Source organism: bacterium, from assembly GCA_021372775.1.
In the GTDB taxonomy this organism is placed as follows: domain Bacteria; phylum Acidobacteriota; class Polarisedimenticolia; order J045; family J045; genus JAJFTU01.
Map to the genome: position 1 here is coordinate 41405 of JAJFTU010000030.1, position 17123 is coordinate 58527.

Sequence of the window (17123 nt, forward strand, 5' to 3'; positions counted from 1 at the left end):
GCGCCTCGTCGGCGCAAAGCGGGGCGCGGTCAACGACGGCTGGATGCAGACAGGATCAAATGAGCCGCCGCCGCCGCGCCGTAACCATTGTCGATGTTCACCACCGTCACCCCCGCCGCGCAGGAGGTGAGCATGCCGAGAAGCGCGGTGAAGCCGTGGAGCGCCGCCCCGTAGCCGACGCTCGTCGGCACGGCGATCACCGGCGCGGCGATCAGCCCGGCGACGACCGACGGGAGCGCCCCCTCCATCCCGGCGACGACGATCACCACCCGCGCCCGCCGCAGCCGCTCCCCCTGCTCGAGCAGCCGGTGCAGGCCGGCGACGCCGGCGTCGTAGAGGCGGTCCGGGGCGAGGCCGAGCGCCTCGGCCGTCGCCGCCGCCTCCTCGGCGACCGCGAGGTCGGCCGTCCCCGCGCTGACGATCAGCAGCCCCGGGCGGGGCCGGGGCTTTCGCCCGAGTCCGGGAAGGAAGAAGGCCCGCCCGACCTCGTTCCAGCGCCCCGCCGGCCAGCGGGCGAGCAGTTCCTCGCCGAGCGCCGGCTCGAGGCGCGTGACGAGGGTCGGCGCGCCCCGGCGCGCGAACCGCTCGACGATCGTCAAAAGGTGGGTCTTGGCCTTTCCTTGGCCGAAAACGACCTCCGGCTGGCCGCGGCGCACGGCCCGCTGGTGGTCCAGCTTGGCGAAGCCGAGATCTTCGGTCGAGAGTCCGGCGAGGCGGCGGGCCGCCTCGTCCACGTCCACCCCGCCCCGCTTCACGGCGGCGAGCAGGCGGCGCAGCTGCACGGCGTCCAACGGTCGATTCCTCCGGGAACCTGCAAAGTGTAGCGTTGACCGCTCCTTTGGGGTGGTGTACTTAGTGAGCCGCGCCGCCGCGGCGGCGCGTCGAAGCCGGCGCGGGACGGACAGTTCCGCCGCGCGCGACGGCGACGGAGCGCGGAGGGGTCAGGGCATGAACAAGTCCGAGTTGATCGACAAGATCGCGCAGGACGCCGACATCACCAAGGCGGCGGCTGCGAAGGCGGTGGAAGCGTTCGTCGAAGGGGTCGCCCAGTCGCTCAAGCGCGGCGAGCGGACCGCCCTCGTCGGGTTCGGCACGTTCGCGGTCAGCGAGCGGGCCGGCCGTTCCGGCCGCAACCCGCAGACCGGCCAGACGATCGAGATCCCGGCCAAGAAGGTCGTCCGCTTCAAGAGCGGCAAGGAACTCGACGACCTGCTCAACGGCTGATCGTCAGCCGACGATCGCCAGTTTCTCCCCGCTCTCGACGGCCTGGCCGGCGGCGACGAGGATCTCGCGCACCGGCCCGGCCTTCGGGGCGAGGATGTCGTTCTCCATCTTCATCGCCTCGAGCACCAAGAGCGGCTGTCCCTCGCGCACCTCGTCGCCGGGAGCGACGAGCAGCTTCACGACCCGCCCGGCCATCACGGCGAGGGCGGGGACCGGCCCTTCGGGGACGGCGCGCGCGCCGGCGGTCGCGGCCAGCGGGTTCAAGATCCGCAGGCGGCGCGCGAAGCCGCCCCGCCGCACGACGTAGCCGTCGCGTCCCTCGTCGTGCACCGAGACGTCGTACGAGCGGCCGTCGACGAGCAGCGAGTAGGTGTCCGGCTCGACGACCGCCGCGTCCACTTCGGTTTCCACGCCGTCGATCGCGACGACGTATCCGCGCGGCGCGGGGCGGACCTCGACCGCGCGCTCCTCGTCCCCCAAGTACGCCCTGAGCTTCATCGCCGGCCTCCCATCGCGCGGGCGCGGCCGACGCGCACCCAGGCCGAGCGCTCGGGGCGGTCGGCGGACGGATCGAGACGCCGCGCCGCCTCTCCCTGCCCGCGGTAGGCGTGGATCGCCGCCGCGAGGAGCGCGATCCGGTCGAGCAGCGGGTCGCCGCCGCGGAACAGCTCGTCGCCGTGCTCGTCGATGAACCCGGTGTGCAGTTCCCCGGCGACGAACGCGGGGTGTTCGACGAGCCGCCTGAGGAACGGGATGTTCGTCGTCAGGCCGTCGAGCCGGTACTCGTCGAGCGCGCGCCTAAGGCGGCGGATCGCCTCGTCGCGCGTCGCCCCGTGGGCGACGAGCTTGGCGACGAGCGGGTCGTAGTGGACCGGCACCTCGTAGTTGCGGGCGACGGCGTGGTCGTTGCGGATCCCCGGGCCGGCCGGCATCCGCACGGCGCCGATCACGCCGGGGCAGGGCACGAAGTTCCGCTCCGGATCCTCGGCGCAGATCCGGACCTCGATCGCGTGCCCCGTCGGGACCAGCTCCTCCTGCGTCCAGCGCAGCTTCTCGCCGAAGGCGACGCGGATCTGCGCCTTGACGAGGTCGTGGTCGTAGACCTCCTCCGTGACCGGGTGCTCGACCTGCAGCCGCGCGTTGACCTCCATGAAGTAGAACCGGCCGTCCTCGCCGCGCAGGAACTCGACGGTCCCGGCGCCGACGTAGCCCGCGGCCCGGCCGGCGCGCACTCCCCAGTCGGCGAGGCGGCGGCGCGTCGCCCAATCGACGACCGGCGACGGCGTCTCCTCGAGGACCTTCTGGTGGCGGCGCTGCAGCGAGCACTCCCGCTCGCCGAGGGCCACGCCGTTGCCGTGCTGGTCGAAGAGGATCTGCACCTCGATGTGCCGCGGCCGCTCGAGGAACTTCTCGATGAAGATCGTGTCGTCGCCGAAGCCGGCCCGCGCTTCGGAGCGGGCCGCGTCGAGGGCCCGCGGCAGCTCCTCCGGTCCGCGGACGAGGCGCATCCCCTTGCCGCCGCCGCCGGCCGCGGCCTTGACGATCACCGGGTAGCCGATCGTCGCCGCGATCGGCGCCGCCTCGTCCGCGTCGCCGCGGAAGGCGTCGGTGCCGGGGAGCATCGGCACGCCGGCGGCGCGCAGCGCGGCGCGCGCGGACACCTTGTCGCCGAGCAGGCGCATCGCCGAGGCGGGCGGGCCGACGAAGACGAACCCGCGCCGCCCGCATTCCGCCGCGAACTCGGCGTTCTCGGAGAGGAAGCCGTAGCCGGGGTGGATCGCCTCCGCGCCGGTCGCGCGCGCGGCCTCGAAGATCCGCTCAGCGTCGAGGTACGACTCGCGCGCCGGCGGCGGACCGATCCGCACGGCCTCGTCGGCGAGCCGCACGTGCAGCGCGGCGCGGTCGGCGTCGGAGTAGACGGCGACCGTGCGGACGTCGAGGTCCCAGCAGGCGCGCATCACGCGGACGGCGATCTCCCCGCGGTTCGCGATCAGGATCTTCTTGAACAACGCGCCGTCCTCCGGCCGCGGCGCGGCGCCGCGTTCTTCGTCACAACGGGATGTTGCCGTGCTTCTTCGGCGGCAGTCCGTCCACCTTGGCGTCGAGCAGCCGCAGCCCCTGGATCAGCCGGCGGCGCGTCTCGCGCGGCTCGATCACCGCGTCCACGTAGCCGCGCTCCGCGGCGACGTAGGGACCGGCGAAGGCGCCGCGGTACTCCTCGACCTTGGCCCGCTTGAGCGCCGCGCGGTCGGCCGCCTCGGCCAGCTCGCGCCGCAGCAGGATCTCGACCGCCCCCTCGGCGCCCATCACCGCGATCTCCGCCGACGGCCAGGCGAGGTTGAGGTCGGCGCGGATCTGCTTGCTGGCCATCACGCAGTAGGCCCCGCCGTACGCCTTGCGCGTGATCACGGTCAGCTTGGGGACCGTCGCCTCGGCGAAGGCGTAGAGGAGCTTGGCGCCGTGGACGATGATCCCGCCGTGCTCCTGCCGGACGCCGGGCAGGAAGCCGGGGACGTCCTCGAAGACGACGAGCGGGATGTTGAAGCAGTCACAGAAGCGGACGAAGCGCGCCCCTTTGCGCGAGGAGTCGATGTCGAGCGCGCCCGCGAGGTGCAGCGGCTGGTTGGCGACGACCCCCACCGGCCGCCCGTCGAGCCGGGCGAAGCCGACGACGAGGTTCGCGGCGAACGCCTCCTGGACCTCGAAGAACTCGCCGTCGTCCACGACCCGCACGATCGCCTGCCTGATGTCGTAGGGCTTCTGCGGGTCGTCGGGGACGAGCCGGTCGAGCGCCTCGTCGGCCCGGTCGAACGGGTCGGCGGTCGGGCGGCGCGGCGGGTCCTCGTGGTTGTTCGGCGGCAGGTACGAGAGGAGCCGCCGCACGAGCGCGACGGCGTGCGCGTCGTCGTCGGCGACGAAGTGGGCCACGCCGGTGCGCGAGGCGTGCGGGACCGGCCCGCCGAGCTCCTCCTTCGTCACCTCCTCGTGGGTCACGCCGCGGATCACGTCCGGCCCGGTGATGAACATGTAGGAGGTGTCCCGGACCATCAGCGTGAAGTCGGTGATCGCGGGGGAGTAGACCGCGCCGCCGGCGCAGGGGCCCATGATCGCGGAGATCTGCGGCACGACGCCGGAGGCCATCGTGTTCCGCCAGAAGATCTCGGCGTAGCCGGCGAGGCTCGCCGCTCCCTCCTGGATGCGCGCCCCGCCCGAGTCGTTGAGGCCGATCACGGGGCAGCCGACCTTGAGGGCGAGGTCCATGACCTTGCAGATCTTGGCGGCGTAGGTCTCGGAGAGGGCGCCGCCGAAGACGGTGAAGTCCTGGGCGAAGAGGGCGGCGGGACGGCCGTCGATCCGCGCGAAGCCGGTCACGACCCCGTCCCCGGGGATCCGCTGCCGCTCCATGCCGAAGTCGCGGCAGCGGTGGACGACGAGGGCGTCGGTCTCCTCGAAGCTGCCGGTGTCGGCGAGGAGCTCGATCCGCTCGCGGGCGGTCAGCTTGCCCGACGCGTGCTGCCTGGCGACGCGCTCCGCGCCGCCTCCTTGCCGGGCGGCGCGCAGCCGCTCCCTGAGATCTTCGATGCGGGTCACGGGGCCCTCCCTCGCGGCGTTTCATTCGCATACCGCGAAACGCGCCGCGCGGAGGGGCCGAAGTTGCCGGCGATGCGGACCGGCCGCCGCGTCAGAACCAGAGGAAGAACCCGTCGGAGAAGTAGACGAGCCCGACGGCGCCGACCGCCAGCCCGATCCACCAGAGCGGGCGCTTCTTGAGCAGGGCGGCCATCGCCGAGAGCATGATCGCGAGCTGCAGGAACATCACCGCCTGCCCGAGCGCCCCGGCATGACGCTTGTTCAGCTCGGAGTCCTTGTCGAGCGCCTCGGCGTCGGCCTTGATCTCCGTCATCTCCCGGTTGTAGCGCGCGATTTCCGGTTCGAGGGACGCGATTCTCTTGGCTGCGGCGCTGTTTTCCGCGCAGGGCCCGGCGGCGCAGGTCGCGGCGAGGAGGCTCCGCTCCGCCTCGGAGACGTGGAGCTTGATGCTCTTGGCCTCGTAGTACGACCACTTGTTGACCTGCTTCGTCGTCGCCAGCTGGACGCGCGTGGAGTAGGCGCCTCCCTTGAGCGCCCCGATCCCGGCGGCGACCGCAAGAATCGTCGTGCTCACCGCCACCCACTGCATCCAACGTTCCTTCGGCGTTTCGGACATCCGCGGACTCCTCTCGCTCCGTTTTCGGCCGGGCATTAGAGAAGACGGCCGGGTTTTCGTCAAGAGAGCGGGGTGTAAGCGAAGCGGCGGCGAGCGGTACTGCTTCGCCGTAACGGAAATTTGCGGTTGTCCCCCCCCCTCCTTCGGTGGATATGACAAGCCGCAGAGGATGGCTGCGCGGGCGGAAGTCCGGCGGCGGCAACGAAACCAGTGGATGGATGCGGCCCCCTTCAGGGACGCGAAACGGGAGAGGGGGAGAGGTGAGTCTTTCGCTCGACATGTCGAGCGTGCTGATCGTCGGAGACGGAAAGTCCGCGGCGCTTTGCTCCCACGCCCTGATCAACGAAGGGCGGGGGAAGTTCCGTTTGGCGGGGGTGGTGACCCCCGCCGAGGTGACTGAGTTCTTCTCGGACGAAGGGCGCGGGCGGCGCGGGGCGCCGCACCGCGTGGTCGTGGCGATGGACGACCGGCGCGGGCAGCTCCCGCTGGCCGAGCTGGTGAGCCTTCGCTTCTCGGGCGTCCAGATCCAGGACGTCCCCTCGTTCCTCGAGGACCTGAGCCACAAGGTCCCGGTCTCCGCGACCCGCCCCAGCGACCTCGTCTTCACCGACGGCTTCCGCTTCGACCGCGGCCGGTTCATCGCCAAGGCCGCGGGGGAGTGGATCCTCGCCGTCCTGATGCTGCCGATCGGCCTGCCGCTGATCGCCCTCGCCGGGCTCGCGATCCTGCTCGAGAGCGGGCGCCCGGTCTTCTTCCGGCAGCGGCGCGTCGGCAAGGGGGGGAAGGTCTTCGAGCTCTTCAAGCTCCGCACGATGCGCCAGGACGCCGAGGCGCAGGGGCCGCGCTTCGCCGGGCGCAGCGACTCTCGGATCACGAAGGTTGGTCGGGTCCTGCGCAAGACGCGGCTCGACGAACTGCCCCAGCTCTTCAACGTCCTGCGCGGCGAAATGGCGCTGATCGGCCCGCGCCCGGAGCGGCCGGAATTCGTCGTCCGCTACGAGGAGCTGATCCCCTACTTCGCCTACCGCCACTCCGTCCGGCCGGGGGTCACCGGTTGGGCGCAGATCTGCTACGGCTACACGGACGACGACAAAGGCTCGCTCGAGAAGCTCTCGTACGACCTGTTCTACATCAAGCGGCACTCGCTCTGGTTCGACGTCAAGATCGCCTTGGGCACGATCACGACGGTCTTCGGCTTTAGAGGCCGCTGAGGGACGGCGATGAGCGCGCGGTCCGAGGAGCGGGCGGGCGGCGCGGCCGCGATCGGCGGGGCGGACGTCCCTCGGGCGCTCGGGGCGTCGGCCGCGGCGCCGGCGCCCGCCGTCTTCACCGTGGACGTCGAGGACTACTACCAGGTCGCCGCCTTCCGCGGCCTCGTCCGACGCCGCGACTGGGACTGGTATCCCTCGCGGGTCGAAGGGAACGTCGCCCGGCTGCTCGATCTGTGCGACGAGCACGGCATCGTCGGCATGTGGTTCATCCTCGGCTGGGAGGCGGAACGGCGGCCGGAGATGGTCCGGCGGATCGCCGCCCGCGGCCACGAGCTCGGCTGCCACTCCTACTGGCACCGCGAGATCTACAACCTCGCCCCGGAGGAGTTCCGCGAGGACACGCGCCGGGCGAAGGCGGCGATCGAGGACGCCGCGGGACGCGCCGTGGTCGGCTACCGCGCCCCGTCGTTCTCGATCACGAAGCGCTCGCTCTGGGCGCTCGACATCCTCGTCGAGTGCGGCTTCACCTTCGACTCCAGCATCTTCCCCGTGCGCCATCCGAACTACGGCATTCCCGACGCCCCGCACTATCCGCACCGGCTGCGGACCGCGTCGGGCAGCATCTGGGAACTCCCCCCGGCCACGGCGCCGCTCTGGGGCCGGAGGGTCGCGGTCGCCGGCGGCGGCTATCTGCGGCAGTTCCCGTTCTCCTTCGTCCGGGCCGGCCTCGATCGTCTGACGCGCGGCGAGCGCCACCCCGCCGTGCTCTACGTCCACCCCTGGGAGATCGACCCGGGGCAGCCGCGGCTGGCCGCCGGATGGCTGACCCGTCAGCGCCACTACCGGAGCCTGGGCCGCATGAGCGGCCGGCTGACGACGCTCCTCGGCGCGCTGCAGTTCTGCAGCGCCTCCGCTCTGGTCCGCGAGTGCCGCAAGACGTCGGGAGCGGCCGCGAAGCCGGCCGAGGCGACGCTCCGGCCGGAGCCCGCCCGCGGCGCCGACGGCGCGCAGGGCGTCGCGGGATCGATCGAGTGAACGGGCGCGAGGCCGCCCCCGAGTCGGCGGCCGCCGGCCGCCCGCGCTGCGCGTCGCCGTCCCGGGCCGACTGACGGTGCGCGCGTGACGGCCGGGCGGGACCGAAGGACGGTGCGCGCGTGACGACGCGGCGGGACCGAATGACGGTGCGCGCGTGACGACGCCGCGCGACCGCGCTTCGAAGATCCTCCGCGGCTGGCAGGCGGCGGCGTTCGCCCTCGCCGGGACGGCGCGGCGGCGCATCGCCGCCCGGCGCGGCAAGGTCTGCGTGCTGATGTACCACCGCGTGCTCGCCGACGACGCCTCCGCCGACGGGATCGAGCCGGGGATGTACGTGCGGGCCGCGACGTTCGCCGCGCATCTGCGGTGGCTCGGCGACCACTTCCGGTTCGTCTCCCTGCGCGACGTGCAGGCGCCTCCGGACGACGCGGACGACGCGCCGCGCGTCGCCTTGACGTTCGACGACGGATGGCGGGACAACCTGACGCACGCCTGGCCGCTCCTCGCCGCCGCGGGGGCGCCGGCGACGATCTTCCTCGCGACCGACTGGATCGCCGGCGGCGACGGCTCGTTTCTCGCGCCGGACGACGTGCGGCGCATGGCGGCCGCGGGAATCGACTTCGGCGCGCACACCGGCGGCCACCCGCGCCTGACCGGGTTGGGCGACGAGGCGGTCCGCGACGAGCTGATCCGCTCGAAGCGGGCGGTCGAGGAGTGGACGCGGCGGCCCTGTTCCCTCTTCGCCTATCCGTACGGAGACTGCGACGACCGCGTGGCCCGTCTCGCGGGCGAGCAGTTCGAGCTCTGCGCGGCGATCGCCAATCGTTGGTGGACGCCCGGCGGCGACCGGACGAGGGTCAGCCGCGTCGGCGTCCACGAGGACATGAGTTCGACGCCGCGGCGTCTCGCCGCGCTGCTCGCCCTCCGCGCCTGATCCTCGCGGCCCGCGCCGCAAGGCGCCGGGGGCAGAAATGCGCCCGCCCGGCGAGGAGCGACCTCGCCGGGCGGGCGGTCGAAGCGGACGGAATCAGTTGCCCGGGGTGTAGGCCTCGAATTCGGCAAGGCCGACGTTCTCCGTCGTGGAACTGACGGCCGTGACCGTCAATTCGACCCACGTCGCCGACCGCGCCGCGAAGTCGAAGGTCGTGGCCGTTCCGTTGTTGGCGAGCGGACCGACCGCGACCGTCGTGCCGTCGCTGAACCGCAGCGTGCCGGCGAGCATCTGGTCGCTCGAGTTCGGGCGGTCGTAGAGCACGACGCGGTTGATCGTCTGCGCCGCGCTCCAAGTGAGGCGGATCCACGCGCCGACGCCTTGGCCGTTCGTCGCCCACTCCCTTCGGTAGTCGGTCGGATAGCCCGTCGCCGAACCGTCGATCGCCTTCGCCGCCGTCTGCTGCGACCACGTGGACTCCGAGGAGGCGGTCGCCGTCGCCTGCGGCGCGACGTTGGTCCGCGCCGCCGGCGGCGCCGACGCGCGGACCGTGACGGTGGTCGAGGCGGCGGCGCCGTTCACCTTGCCGTCGTTGACGACGAGCGAGAAGACAAGCGTCGCGTCGGCGGTCAGGCCGCTCGGCGCCGTGAACGCCGGCGTCGCCGACGTCGCGCTCGACAGCGTCACCGTCGGGCCGGAGGTCTGCGTCCACGCGTAGGAGACGACGTCGCCGTCCGGGTCGTAGCTCTCCGTCCCGTCTAGGATGACGTTGGCGCCCTCGGCGACCGTCTGCGCCGCGCCGGCGTTCGCCACCGGCGCGCGGTTCACCGCCGTGCCCGTGTTCTCCCAGACCTCCATTTCCGCGAGGCCGACGTTGCCGGTGTTCGCGGAGACCTGCGTGACGGTCAGGCGCACCGACGTCGCCGACCGCGCGGGGAAGTCGTACGTCGTCGCGGCGCCCGCGTTGTCCAGCGGACCGACGACGAGCGTCGTGCCGTCGCTGAACAGCAGCGTGCCGGCGAGAATCTGGTCGTTGGCGTTCGGGCGGTCGTAGAGCACGATCCGGTCGATCGTCCGCGCCGTCGTCCAGGTCAGCTGGATCCAGGCGCCGACCCCTTGGCCGTTCGTCGCCCACTCCCGCGTGTAGTCGCCGGGGTAGCCGGCGACGACGCCGTCCACCGCCTTGGCCGCCGTTTGCTGGGACCACGTGGATTCGGAGGAGGCGGTGACCGTCGCCTGCGACGCGATGTTCGCCCGCGTCGCCGGCGGCGCCGCGTAGTGCACCGTCACCGTCGTCGTGGAAGCCGGGCTGCTCAGTTGGCCGTCGTTGACGACCAGCGCGAAGACCAGCGTCGCGTCGGCCGACAGGCCGCTCGGCGCGGTGAAGGTCGGCCTCGCGGTGGTCGCGCCGGACAGCGTCACCGACGGCCCGGAAGTCTGCGTCCAGGCGTAGGCGACGGCGTTTCCGTCGGGGTCGTAGCTCGCGCTTCCGTCGAGCGCGACCGCCGCCCCTTCGGCGACGGTCTGCGACGCCCCCGCCGACGCGATCGGCGCGTGGTTCGTCGTCGAGCCCGGCTCGGCCCACGCCTCCATTTCCGCGAGGCCGACGTTTCCGGTGCGCGAACTCACCTGCGTCACCGTCAGCCGCACCCACGTCACGGCGCGCGCGGCGAAGTCGTACGCCGTCGCCGCCCCCGCGTTGTCCAGCGGGCCGACCGCGATCGTCGTGCCGTCGCTGAAGAGCAGCGTGCCGGCGAGAATCTGGTCGTTGGCGTTCGGGCGGTCGTAGAGGACGATGCGGTCGAGCGTCTGCGCGGCGGCCCACGTGAGCTGGATCCAGGCGCCGACCCCTTGGCCGTTCGTCGCCCACTCCCGCGTGTAGTCGCCGGGGTAGCCGCCCACGACGCCGTCCACCGCCTTGGCCGCCGTCTGCTGTGACCATGTGGATTCGGAGGAGGCCGTGACCGTCGCCTGCGCGGCGACGTTGGTCCGCGTCGGCGGAGGCGCCGAGGAGCGGACCGTCACCGTCGTCGTGGAGGCCGGACTGCTCAGTTGGCCGTCGTTCACGACCAGCGAGAAGACCAGCGTCGCGTCGGCGGACAGACCGGTCGGCGCCGTGAACGAAGGCGTCGCGGACGTCGGATCGGACAGCGCGACGGAGGGGCCGGACGTCTGCGTCCAAGCGTAGGCCAAGGCGCCGCCGTCGGGGTCGTAGCTCGCCGTGCCGTCGAGCGCGACCGTCGCTCCTTCGGCCACGGCCTGCGGCGCCCCGGCCGCCGCGACCGGCGCGTGGTTGGCGGGCGTCCCCAGCGGCTCCCAGACTTCGAATTCCGCGAGCCCGACGTTGCCGGTCCGCGCGCTGACCTGCGTGACCGTCAACCGCACCCACGTCACGGTGCGCGCCGGGAAGTCGTACGCCGTCGCCGCCCCCGCGTTGTCCAGCGGGCCGACGGCCTGCGTCGTCCCGTCGCTGAAGAGAAGCGTCCCGGCGAGGATCTGGTCGTCCGAGTTCGGGCGATCGTAGAGGACGATCCGGTCGATCGTCCGCGCCGAGGCCCAAGAGAGCTGGATCCAGGCGCCGGCCTTCTCCTCCACGGTGGACCACTCCCGCGAAGAATCGCCGGGATATCCGTCCACGACGCCGTCGACCGCCTTCGCGGCGCCTTGCCCTTCGGCCGTCGCTTCGCTGGACGCGGTGACCGTCGCCGTCCCGGCGATGTTCGTCCGCGTCGCCGGCGGCGCCGTCGCCGCGACCCGCACGATCGTCCCGTCCGGGATCGACGTGAAGAGGCCGTCCGCGACGGTCAGCTCGAAGCCGAGCGTCGCGTCGGCGGAGAGCCCGGTGGGCGCCACGAACGTCGGCGTCGCGGACGTCGGATCGTCGAGCGCGACCGCCGGCCCGGAGACCTGCCGCCACGAGTAGGCCGGCGTGCGGCCGGCGTCGACGAAGCTCGCCGAGCCGTCGAGCCGCACGAGCGCGCCTTCCGCCGCCGACTGGTCGGCGCCGGCGTCAGGCCGCGGCGGGACGGCCGTCCCCTGCGCCGCTTCGGCCCAGAAGAACTCGTCCTTGTGCAGGAACTGGCCGAGGAAGCCCCGCATCCCGTCCTGGGAGGCGTGGGTGTCGATGGCGAGGTACTTCGGGTTGTCGGCGAACAGCGTCGACTGCATCGCCGGCGGAACGTCCAAGCTCTCTCGCTCCGACCAGACGAGGTTCGTCTGGTCGAGCCCCGGAGGAACCGTGAAGAACGTCGTCGGATCCGGCGCCGCGGGCCACGTCGCGCCGCCGGGCGGATGGACCAGCGTCGAGTGGATCGTCGGGTTGTAGGCGGGGTGCGCGGCGGAGACGACGTTCAGCGCGTCCCGCAGCAGGAGATAGGCGGTGGAGTGGTCGCCGTGGGAGTCCCAGACCGAGGTGACGAAGATGTGGTCCGGCAAGTAGCCGCCGATGATCTCGGCGAGATCGGCGACGATCGCCGGCCGGTTGTACGGCGCGGGCGAGCCGTGCGCGTAGGTGTGGTAGTCGGTCCGCCCGAGCCCGCGCGCCGCGTAGGTCGTCGTGCGCCCGTTGACGCCGGTGAAGAGGTCGCTCGAAGAGGTCGCGGAGTCGTAGAGTTCGCGCAGGCCGGCGTCGGGATAGCCGAGGAAGAGCAGGTTGTCTTCCGTCTGGCCGAGATAGCCGACCATCGCGTCCACGGCTTCGTTCTCGCGCTGAAGCCCGGAATCCACGCCCAGATAGTCGCCGTTGGTGAGGAAGACGACGCGGACCGATTCGCCGCGCGCCGCGGCCCGCGCGACGATTCCGGAACAGGAGGCGACGTCGTCGTCCGGATGCGGCGCGACGACGAGGATCGACGCGGCCGCGGGAGCGATCGCGGCGAGGCCGCCCGTCAAGATCGACGCGAGAATGCGCGTCCAGCGGCCGCGCCCCCGTGGCATGCGGCGCCCTCGTTCGCTGTTCATTGTTTTTCCTCCCGCGGGCGCCGGGGCGGCGCACGTCGGACGTTTCGTCTTCTGCCTGGCAGGACGCGCCGAAACCGCGGCCGCCTCGCCGTCTGATCTCGACGCCGGAAACACCGCGCTTGACACGTGAATACGGTCAAGCCCGCCGGAGTCAAGGAAACTACGCGGATCGGCCCCCCGCGGCGCGAATACGGACGAGTTCGGCCCGTTCGGCGAGGGGCGGGCCGCTCCTCGCGCGGCGCAAATTTCGTCTGCGCGGCGGCGGTCGGCCTTCCATATTCCTGTCCAGCGTCGTCGCGATCCGGAAGCTGTCTTTCCGGGCCGCCGACGACGGCAAGCCGCCGGCGAAGGCGCGGCGGATCGGCGAATCGTCGAGCGGGCTTTGGATCCGCGACGCGCGCCGGTCCGCGGCGGCGGCGGCGGTGATATCGTCGCGCGGAGGAAGTGGCCGCTCGCGGACGGATGGGGCGCGGGAATTGACGAGAGGGGAAGGATCCGGAATGAAGTGGTTCGTCGCGCGGCTCGGCCTCGCCGCGCTCGGGCGTCTTCCGCTCGGCGGCCGGCGGCTGCGCGCGCTGCGCCGCCGGATGGAGCTGGCCAAGCTCTACCGCGAGGACCTGGCGCTGTGGCGGGTCGAGAAGGCCCGGGACCTCGGCGTGAAGGTCGGCAAAGGGTGCCGGTTCTTCTCGCTCAACTTCCAGTCGGAGCCTTACCTCATCGAGATCGGCGACGACGTCATCATCTCGGGCGAAGTGATTCTCGTCACCCACGACGGGGCCGTCTTCCTGCTGCGGAAGGAGATCCCGAACATCAACGGCCACTACGGCCGGATCAAGATCGGCGACAACTGCTTCGTCGGGATGGGCGCGATCATCCTCCCCAACGTCGAGCTCGGCGACAACTGCATCGTCGCCGCCGGCGCGGTGGTGTTCGACAGCTTCCCGGCGGGCTCGGTGATCATGGGGAATCCCGCGCGGGTCGTCTTCAACATCGACACCTACCGCAAGCTCAAGGAACACAGCCCCTACACGATCGTCGACGAGCGCTACCCGTTCCCGATGGGCTATCCGCCGGAGATGTTGATCGAGCGCCTCGGCAAGTTGCCGATCCGCCGGCCGAGGAAGGGCGAGGCCTGATGCCCGGGCGGCCCGTCCGGGACGCCGCTCCCGCCGCGCGGGATCCCGTTCCGGTTCTCTTCGTTCATTTCGGCCAGGAGCGGATCCGCGGCAGCGAGCGCTGCCTGCTCGATCTCCTCGCGCATCTCGATCCGCGCCGGTTTCGGCCGTTCGTCTGGTGCAACGCCGCCGCCATGGCGCGCGAGGTCGCGGCGCTGGGGATTCCGGTCGAGACCGACCGGTTCACGATCCTGCTCGACTGGAACCGGCCGCGCTTCGGCGTCGCGCGATACGCCGCCTTGGTGCGGAAGGGGCTGCGGCTCGTGCGGGACAACGGCGTGCGCCTCGTCCACGCCAACAGCGGCGCGCCCAATCAATGGATGGTTCCGGTCGCGCGCGCGGCCCGCGTGCCGCTGCTCGCCCATCTGCACGCCGTCTACCAGCTTCGCGAACGCTGCACGCTGGGCCTGCACCACGCGCCGCTCGCCGTCGGCGTGAGCGCCGCGGTTCTGCAGGGGCTGCTCGAGGACGGCGTGCCGGCGTCGCGGACGCGCGTCGTCCACAACGGCATCGACCTCGACCGGCTCGCCGTCGGCGACGCCTCGCGCCTGCGCGCCGATCTCGGCCTCCGCGACGGCGAGGCCGTGGTCGTCGGAATCGGTTCGCTCGACGCGGGAAAGAAGTTCGACGACCTGCTTCGCGCGCTGGCGCTCCTGCGCGGCGAGGGACGCGCGGCGACGCTGCTGATCGCCGGCGACGGGCCGGAGCGGCAGCGTCTCGAGAGACTCGCCGGCGAGCTGGGGCTGACGGGGACGGTCCGCTTCCTCGGCTGGCGCGACGACGTCGGCGCGATTCTGCGCGACGCGGCCGACGTCTTCGCCTCGGCCTCGGCGGCCGAATCGTTCATGCTGACCGGCGCGGAAGCCGCGGCCTTCGGCGTGCCGGTGGTCTCGACCGCCGTCGGCGGCGTCGTCGAGCAGGTGCGGGACGGCGCGACCGGCCTGCTCGTCCCGCCGAACGACCCGCCCGCGCTCGCCGCCGCGCTTCGCGCGCTGGTGGACGACCCCGGGCTGCGCCGCCGCCTCGGCGAGGCGGGGCGGGCGTTGGTGCGGGAGCGCTTCACGATTCAGCGGAACGTGCAGGAACTCGCGGCGGCGTACGACGAGCTGTTGGAACGTCCCCGCGCCGCCTTCGGCTGGACGTCCGGCTGGGGCCCCATCCGACCATGGGGTCGGCTCGTCGGCGCGGCGCTGCGTCGCCGCCTCCGCGGGAGTCGAGCCGCGGGCGCCCGCCGGGATTCCTGAGACAACGTCAGGACGGCGGCCCGCCGCCGAGTGTCCGCTCCGCCTTCTTCGCCCGCGGCGCGCGCGCCGCCTCGATCACGATGCCGGGCGTCGGCGCGAGGAGGCCGCCCGTCGCGCCGGCCGCGAACCGCGCGACGAGATACAGGGCGCGCGCCGCCGCGTCGCGCGTCCTTCCTCCGCCGAGCGGAGGCGAAGGGTGAACCCGCACCGCCTCGAAGCCGAGTCCCCGCAGGCGCGCGGTGAGATACCGTCTCGAGAAGATGAAGATGTGTTCCGGGTTGAAGAACGGGATCCGGTCCTGGCGCCACAGCCGGGGGCGGGAGGAGAACGCGCGGCGCGCGGCCTGCGCGGCGCGGATCGCGGGCAGCTTGTTCGGCACGCGGAGAACCACGGCGCCGTCCTCTTCGAGGATCCGCGGCAGCGCCGACCAGAAGAACGGCAAGCGCGGCTCGTAGTACAGCACGTCGCTCAGGACGACGACGTCGAAGCGCGCCGCGCCGCGCGCCAGAGTCTCGAAGCCGCCGCAGACCGCCTCGAGGCCGAACCGCTCGCGCGCGAGCGTCGCCGCCGTGCTCGAGACGTCGCACACGACGATCCTCAGGTCCGGGCGGCTCGCCGCCAACAGCGCCATGAGATGTCCGACCGCGCCGCCGAGGTCGACGACGCGTCCGCCGGGCGGGGCCCGGCGGCCGACGATCCGCGCCATGTGCTGGTAGATCGGCCGCCGCGCCGCGAAGTACTCCTCGCCCTTGTAGGCGCGCTCGAAGTGGCGCCGCGTCGCTTCCGGGTCGATGCGCGCGTCCGCCCAGATCAGACCGCAGGCGCCGCACTCCTTCAGGTGGATCAGCGTGCTGTAGTAGACGTATTGGCCGAGCCGGCGCAGCGGCGGCTCGCCGCAGTCGGGGCAGACCGGAACGCGCGCCGCGGCGACGCGCTCGAAGGCGTGCCGCGCCGCGTAGTCGAGCCAGAGCTCCGGCGTCCTGAATCCGACGTTGGCGTCGAGGATGGCGCGGATCGGCGTCTCTGCATCGGACATCTTCGCGTCTCCGCGCGGCGTCCGGCGTCCTCCGAACCCGCCGCGCAAACATACCGCGACGGCCGACGAGCCGCGGCCGTCCGCGACGGGGTTGGAAGGTACGAGGCGCAGGGCTCGGACGCCGCGGCGCGGGCCGCTTCGCCCGGCCCGCTCCCGCGGCGCCGGCGACGACCTATTCGCCGAAGCGGAACGCCTTCTGCCGCTTCTTGAGGACAAGCAGCGCCGCCGCGCGGAAGTCGCCGCCGACGGCCGGCAGCGCGGAGGCCGTGGCGACGAACGCCAGCATCACGAAGGCGTCGAACGCGAGCGACAGCGGGACGCTCTCGATCGACACGAGGTAGACCGGCGCGACGAAGAGCGCCGCGAGGCCGCAGAGCGGAAGGACCCGCCCCCACGCGTAGTCGAGCGGCCAGAGCTTCTGCGAAGCGCGGTAGACGATCCAGAAGCGGAGAACGAACGCCAGCAGCGTCGCCCAGGCCGCGCCCATCCCGCCGAACGTCGGAATCAGGGCGAAGCTCAGCGCGATGATCAGGGCCGCCGACCAGACCGCGCCCCGCGCGAGATGCTTCGTCTCCTTCGCGTAGAGCACGCCGAAGTTGCAGAGCGCGGTCCACCCCTGGACGATGTACGCGGCGAGGACGACCGGCACGACGCGGTACGCGTCCCAGAACGCGGCGTCGGACATCAGGCGGAAGACGTCGCGGGCGAACAGCGTCGTCCCCAGCGCGACGAACATCAGGACGGTGTTGAACGTCAGGAAGAGCCGCTTCGTCGCCTCCTTCTCCGCCCCCCGGTTCGCCAGCTCGAACCGCTGCGCCTCCCAGATGCTCATCACCGGCGCCACCGCGAAGGCCCAGAGCAGGAAGCCCATCTTGTAGCCGAGGGCGTAGATCCCCACGGCGCCGAGGTCGGCGTACGCCTTGAGGAAGTAGCGGTCGGAGAAGGTCAGGACGAACGCGCCGAGGTTGGCGACGACGAACGGCGCGCCGAACCGCAGCATCTCCCGCGCGCGCGCCGCGGAGAAGTGCAGCCCGGCGCTGCGGAAGGTGCGGACGACGAGTCCCGTGCCGATCAGCGCGAAGCTGAGGACGGTGCTGAGC

At 72.3% G+C, this 17123-nt stretch carries 14 protein-coding genes; 6 read left to right on the top strand and 8 right to left on the bottom strand.

What is annotated here, in order from left to right; genetic code table 11:
* Nucleotides 1-29: 29 nt before the first annotated feature.
* The gene (gene larB, locus LLG88_01265; protein ID MCE5245538.1) at nt 30-791 is read right to left on the bottom strand and encodes a nickel pincer cofactor biosynthesis protein LarB; all 762 of its coding nucleotides are present in this window, start codon (nt 789-791) and stop codon (nt 30-32) included.
* Between the two features lie 157 nt (nt 792-948).
* On the opposite strand from larB, the gene LLG88_01270 reads away from it, so the two are divergent.
* Nucleotides 949-1224 (top strand): HU family DNA-binding protein, encoded by a 276-nt coding sequence (locus LLG88_01270; protein ID MCE5245539.1) that lies wholly within the window; start codon nt 949-951, stop codon nt 1222-1224.
* Between the two features lie 3 nt (nt 1225-1227).
* Here LLG88_01270 and LLG88_01275 read toward each other — a convergent pair whose 3' ends face one another.
* The 4 genes from LLG88_01275 to LLG88_01290 all read right to left on the bottom strand — a co-directional run bounded on the left by LLG88_01275 (nt 1228) and on the right by LLG88_01290 (nt 5431).
* Entirely contained in the window at nt 1228-1722 is a 495-nt protein-coding gene (locus tag LLG88_01275) for an acetyl-CoA carboxylase biotin carboxyl carrier protein subunit (GenBank protein ID MCE5245540.1), read from the bottom strand.
* Nucleotides 1719-3233, bottom strand: coding sequence for an acetyl-CoA carboxylase biotin carboxylase subunit (locus tag LLG88_01280; GenBank protein MCE5245541.1), 1515 nt, complete (start codon nt 3231-3233; stop codon nt 1719-1721). The genes LLG88_01275 and LLG88_01280 overlap by 4 nt, the downstream gene beginning before the upstream one ends.
* Nucleotides 3234-3273: 40 nt before the next feature.
* Nucleotides 3274-4815, bottom strand: coding sequence for an acyl-CoA carboxylase subunit beta (locus tag LLG88_01285; protein MCE5245542.1), 1542 nt, complete (start codon nt 4813-4815; stop codon nt 3274-3276).
* A 91-nt stretch (nt 4816-4906) separates the two neighbouring features.
* Nucleotides 4907-5431, bottom strand: coding sequence for a DUF4337 domain-containing protein (locus tag LLG88_01290; GenBank protein ID MCE5245543.1), 525 nt, complete (start codon nt 5429-5431; stop codon nt 4907-4909).
* A gap of 260 nt (nt 5432-5691) precedes the next feature.
* Here LLG88_01290 and LLG88_01295 point away from each other — a divergent pair, with 260 nt between their 5' ends.
* From LLG88_01295 to LLG88_01305, 3 genes are all read left to right on the top strand, one after another.
* Nucleotides 5692-6642, top strand: coding sequence for a sugar transferase (locus LLG88_01295; protein MCE5245544.1), 951 nt, complete (start codon nt 5692-5694; stop codon nt 6640-6642).
* A 9-nt stretch (nt 6643-6651) separates the two neighbouring features.
* Nucleotides 6652-7677, top strand: a complete 1026-nt coding sequence (locus LLG88_01300; GenBank protein ID MCE5245545.1) for a DUF3473 domain-containing protein — start codon at nt 6652-6654, stop codon at nt 7675-7677.
* Nucleotides 7678-7831: 154 nt separating this feature from the next.
* On the top strand, nt 7832-8611 hold the full coding sequence (locus LLG88_01305) for a polysaccharide deacetylase family protein (protein MCE5245546.1): 780 nt from the start codon (nt 7832-7834) through the stop codon (nt 8609-8611).
* Between the two features lie 93 nt (nt 8612-8704).
* On the opposite strand, the gene LLG88_01310 is transcribed toward LLG88_01305, so the two are convergent.
* The gene (locus tag LLG88_01310) at nt 8705-12568 is read right to left on the bottom strand and encodes a discoidin domain-containing protein (GenBank protein MCE5245547.1); all 3864 of its coding nucleotides are present in this window, start codon (nt 12566-12568) and stop codon (nt 8705-8707) included.
* A 500-nt stretch (nt 12569-13068) separates the two neighbouring features.
* Between LLG88_01310 and LLG88_01315 the strand changes: the two genes are divergently transcribed.
* Nucleotides 13069-13704: an acyltransferase gene (locus LLG88_01315; GenBank protein ID MCE5245548.1), complete on the top strand. Its 636-nt coding sequence runs from the start codon at nt 13069-13071 to the stop codon at nt 13702-13704.
* A complete protein-coding gene (locus LLG88_01320) occupies nt 13704-14987 on the top strand; it encodes a glycosyltransferase (protein ID MCE5245549.1) in 1284 nt (427 codons plus the stop codon). The genes LLG88_01315 and LLG88_01320 overlap by 1 nt, the downstream gene beginning before the upstream one ends.
* A gap of 7 nt (nt 14988-14994) precedes the next feature.
* Here LLG88_01320 and LLG88_01325 read toward each other — a convergent pair whose 3' ends face one another.
* Together LLG88_01325 and LLG88_01330 are read right to left on the bottom strand one after the other, a co-directional pair.
* Entirely contained in the window at nt 14995-16023 is a 1029-nt protein-coding gene (locus tag LLG88_01325; GenBank protein MCE5245550.1) for a methyltransferase domain-containing protein, read from the bottom strand.
* 172 nt (nt 16024-16195) lie between these two features.
* Nucleotides 16196-17123 (bottom strand): polysaccharide biosynthesis C-terminal domain-containing protein (locus LLG88_01330; GenBank protein MCE5245551.1); only part of this gene is annotated, 928 nt, incomplete at its 5' end.

Bases quoted from the DNA above. Each gene is read 5' to 3' on its own strand.
- LLG88_01270 (MCE5245539.1), top strand. From the start codon at position 949: ATGAACAAGTCCGAGTTGATCGACAAGATCGCGCAGGACGCCGACATC.
- LLG88_01275 (MCE5245540.1), bottom strand. From the start codon at position 1,722: ATGAAGCTCAGGGCGTACTTGGGGGACGAGGAGCGCGCGGTCGAGGTC.
- LLG88_01290 (MCE5245543.1), bottom strand. From the start codon at position 5,431: ATGTCCGAAACGCCGAAGGAACGTTGGATGCAGTGGGTGGCGGTGAGC.
- LLG88_01300 (MCE5245545.1), top strand. From the start codon at position 6,652: ATGAGCGCGCGGTCCGAGGAGCGGGCGGGCGGCGCGGCCGCGATCGGC.
- LLG88_01310 (MCE5245547.1), bottom strand. From the start codon at position 12,568: ATGAACAGCGAACGAGGGCGCCGCATGCCACGGGGGCGCGGCCGCTGG.
- LLG88_01315 (MCE5245548.1), top strand. From the start codon at position 13,069: ATGAAGTGGTTCGTCGCGCGGCTCGGCCTCGCCGCGCTCGGGCGTCTT.
- LLG88_01320 (MCE5245549.1), top strand. From the start codon at position 13,704: ATGCCCGGGCGGCCCGTCCGGGACGCCGCTCCCGCCGCGCGGGATCCC.
- LLG88_01325 (MCE5245550.1), bottom strand. From the start codon at position 16,023: ATGTCCGATGCAGAGACGCCGATCCGCGCCATCCTCGACGCCAACGTC.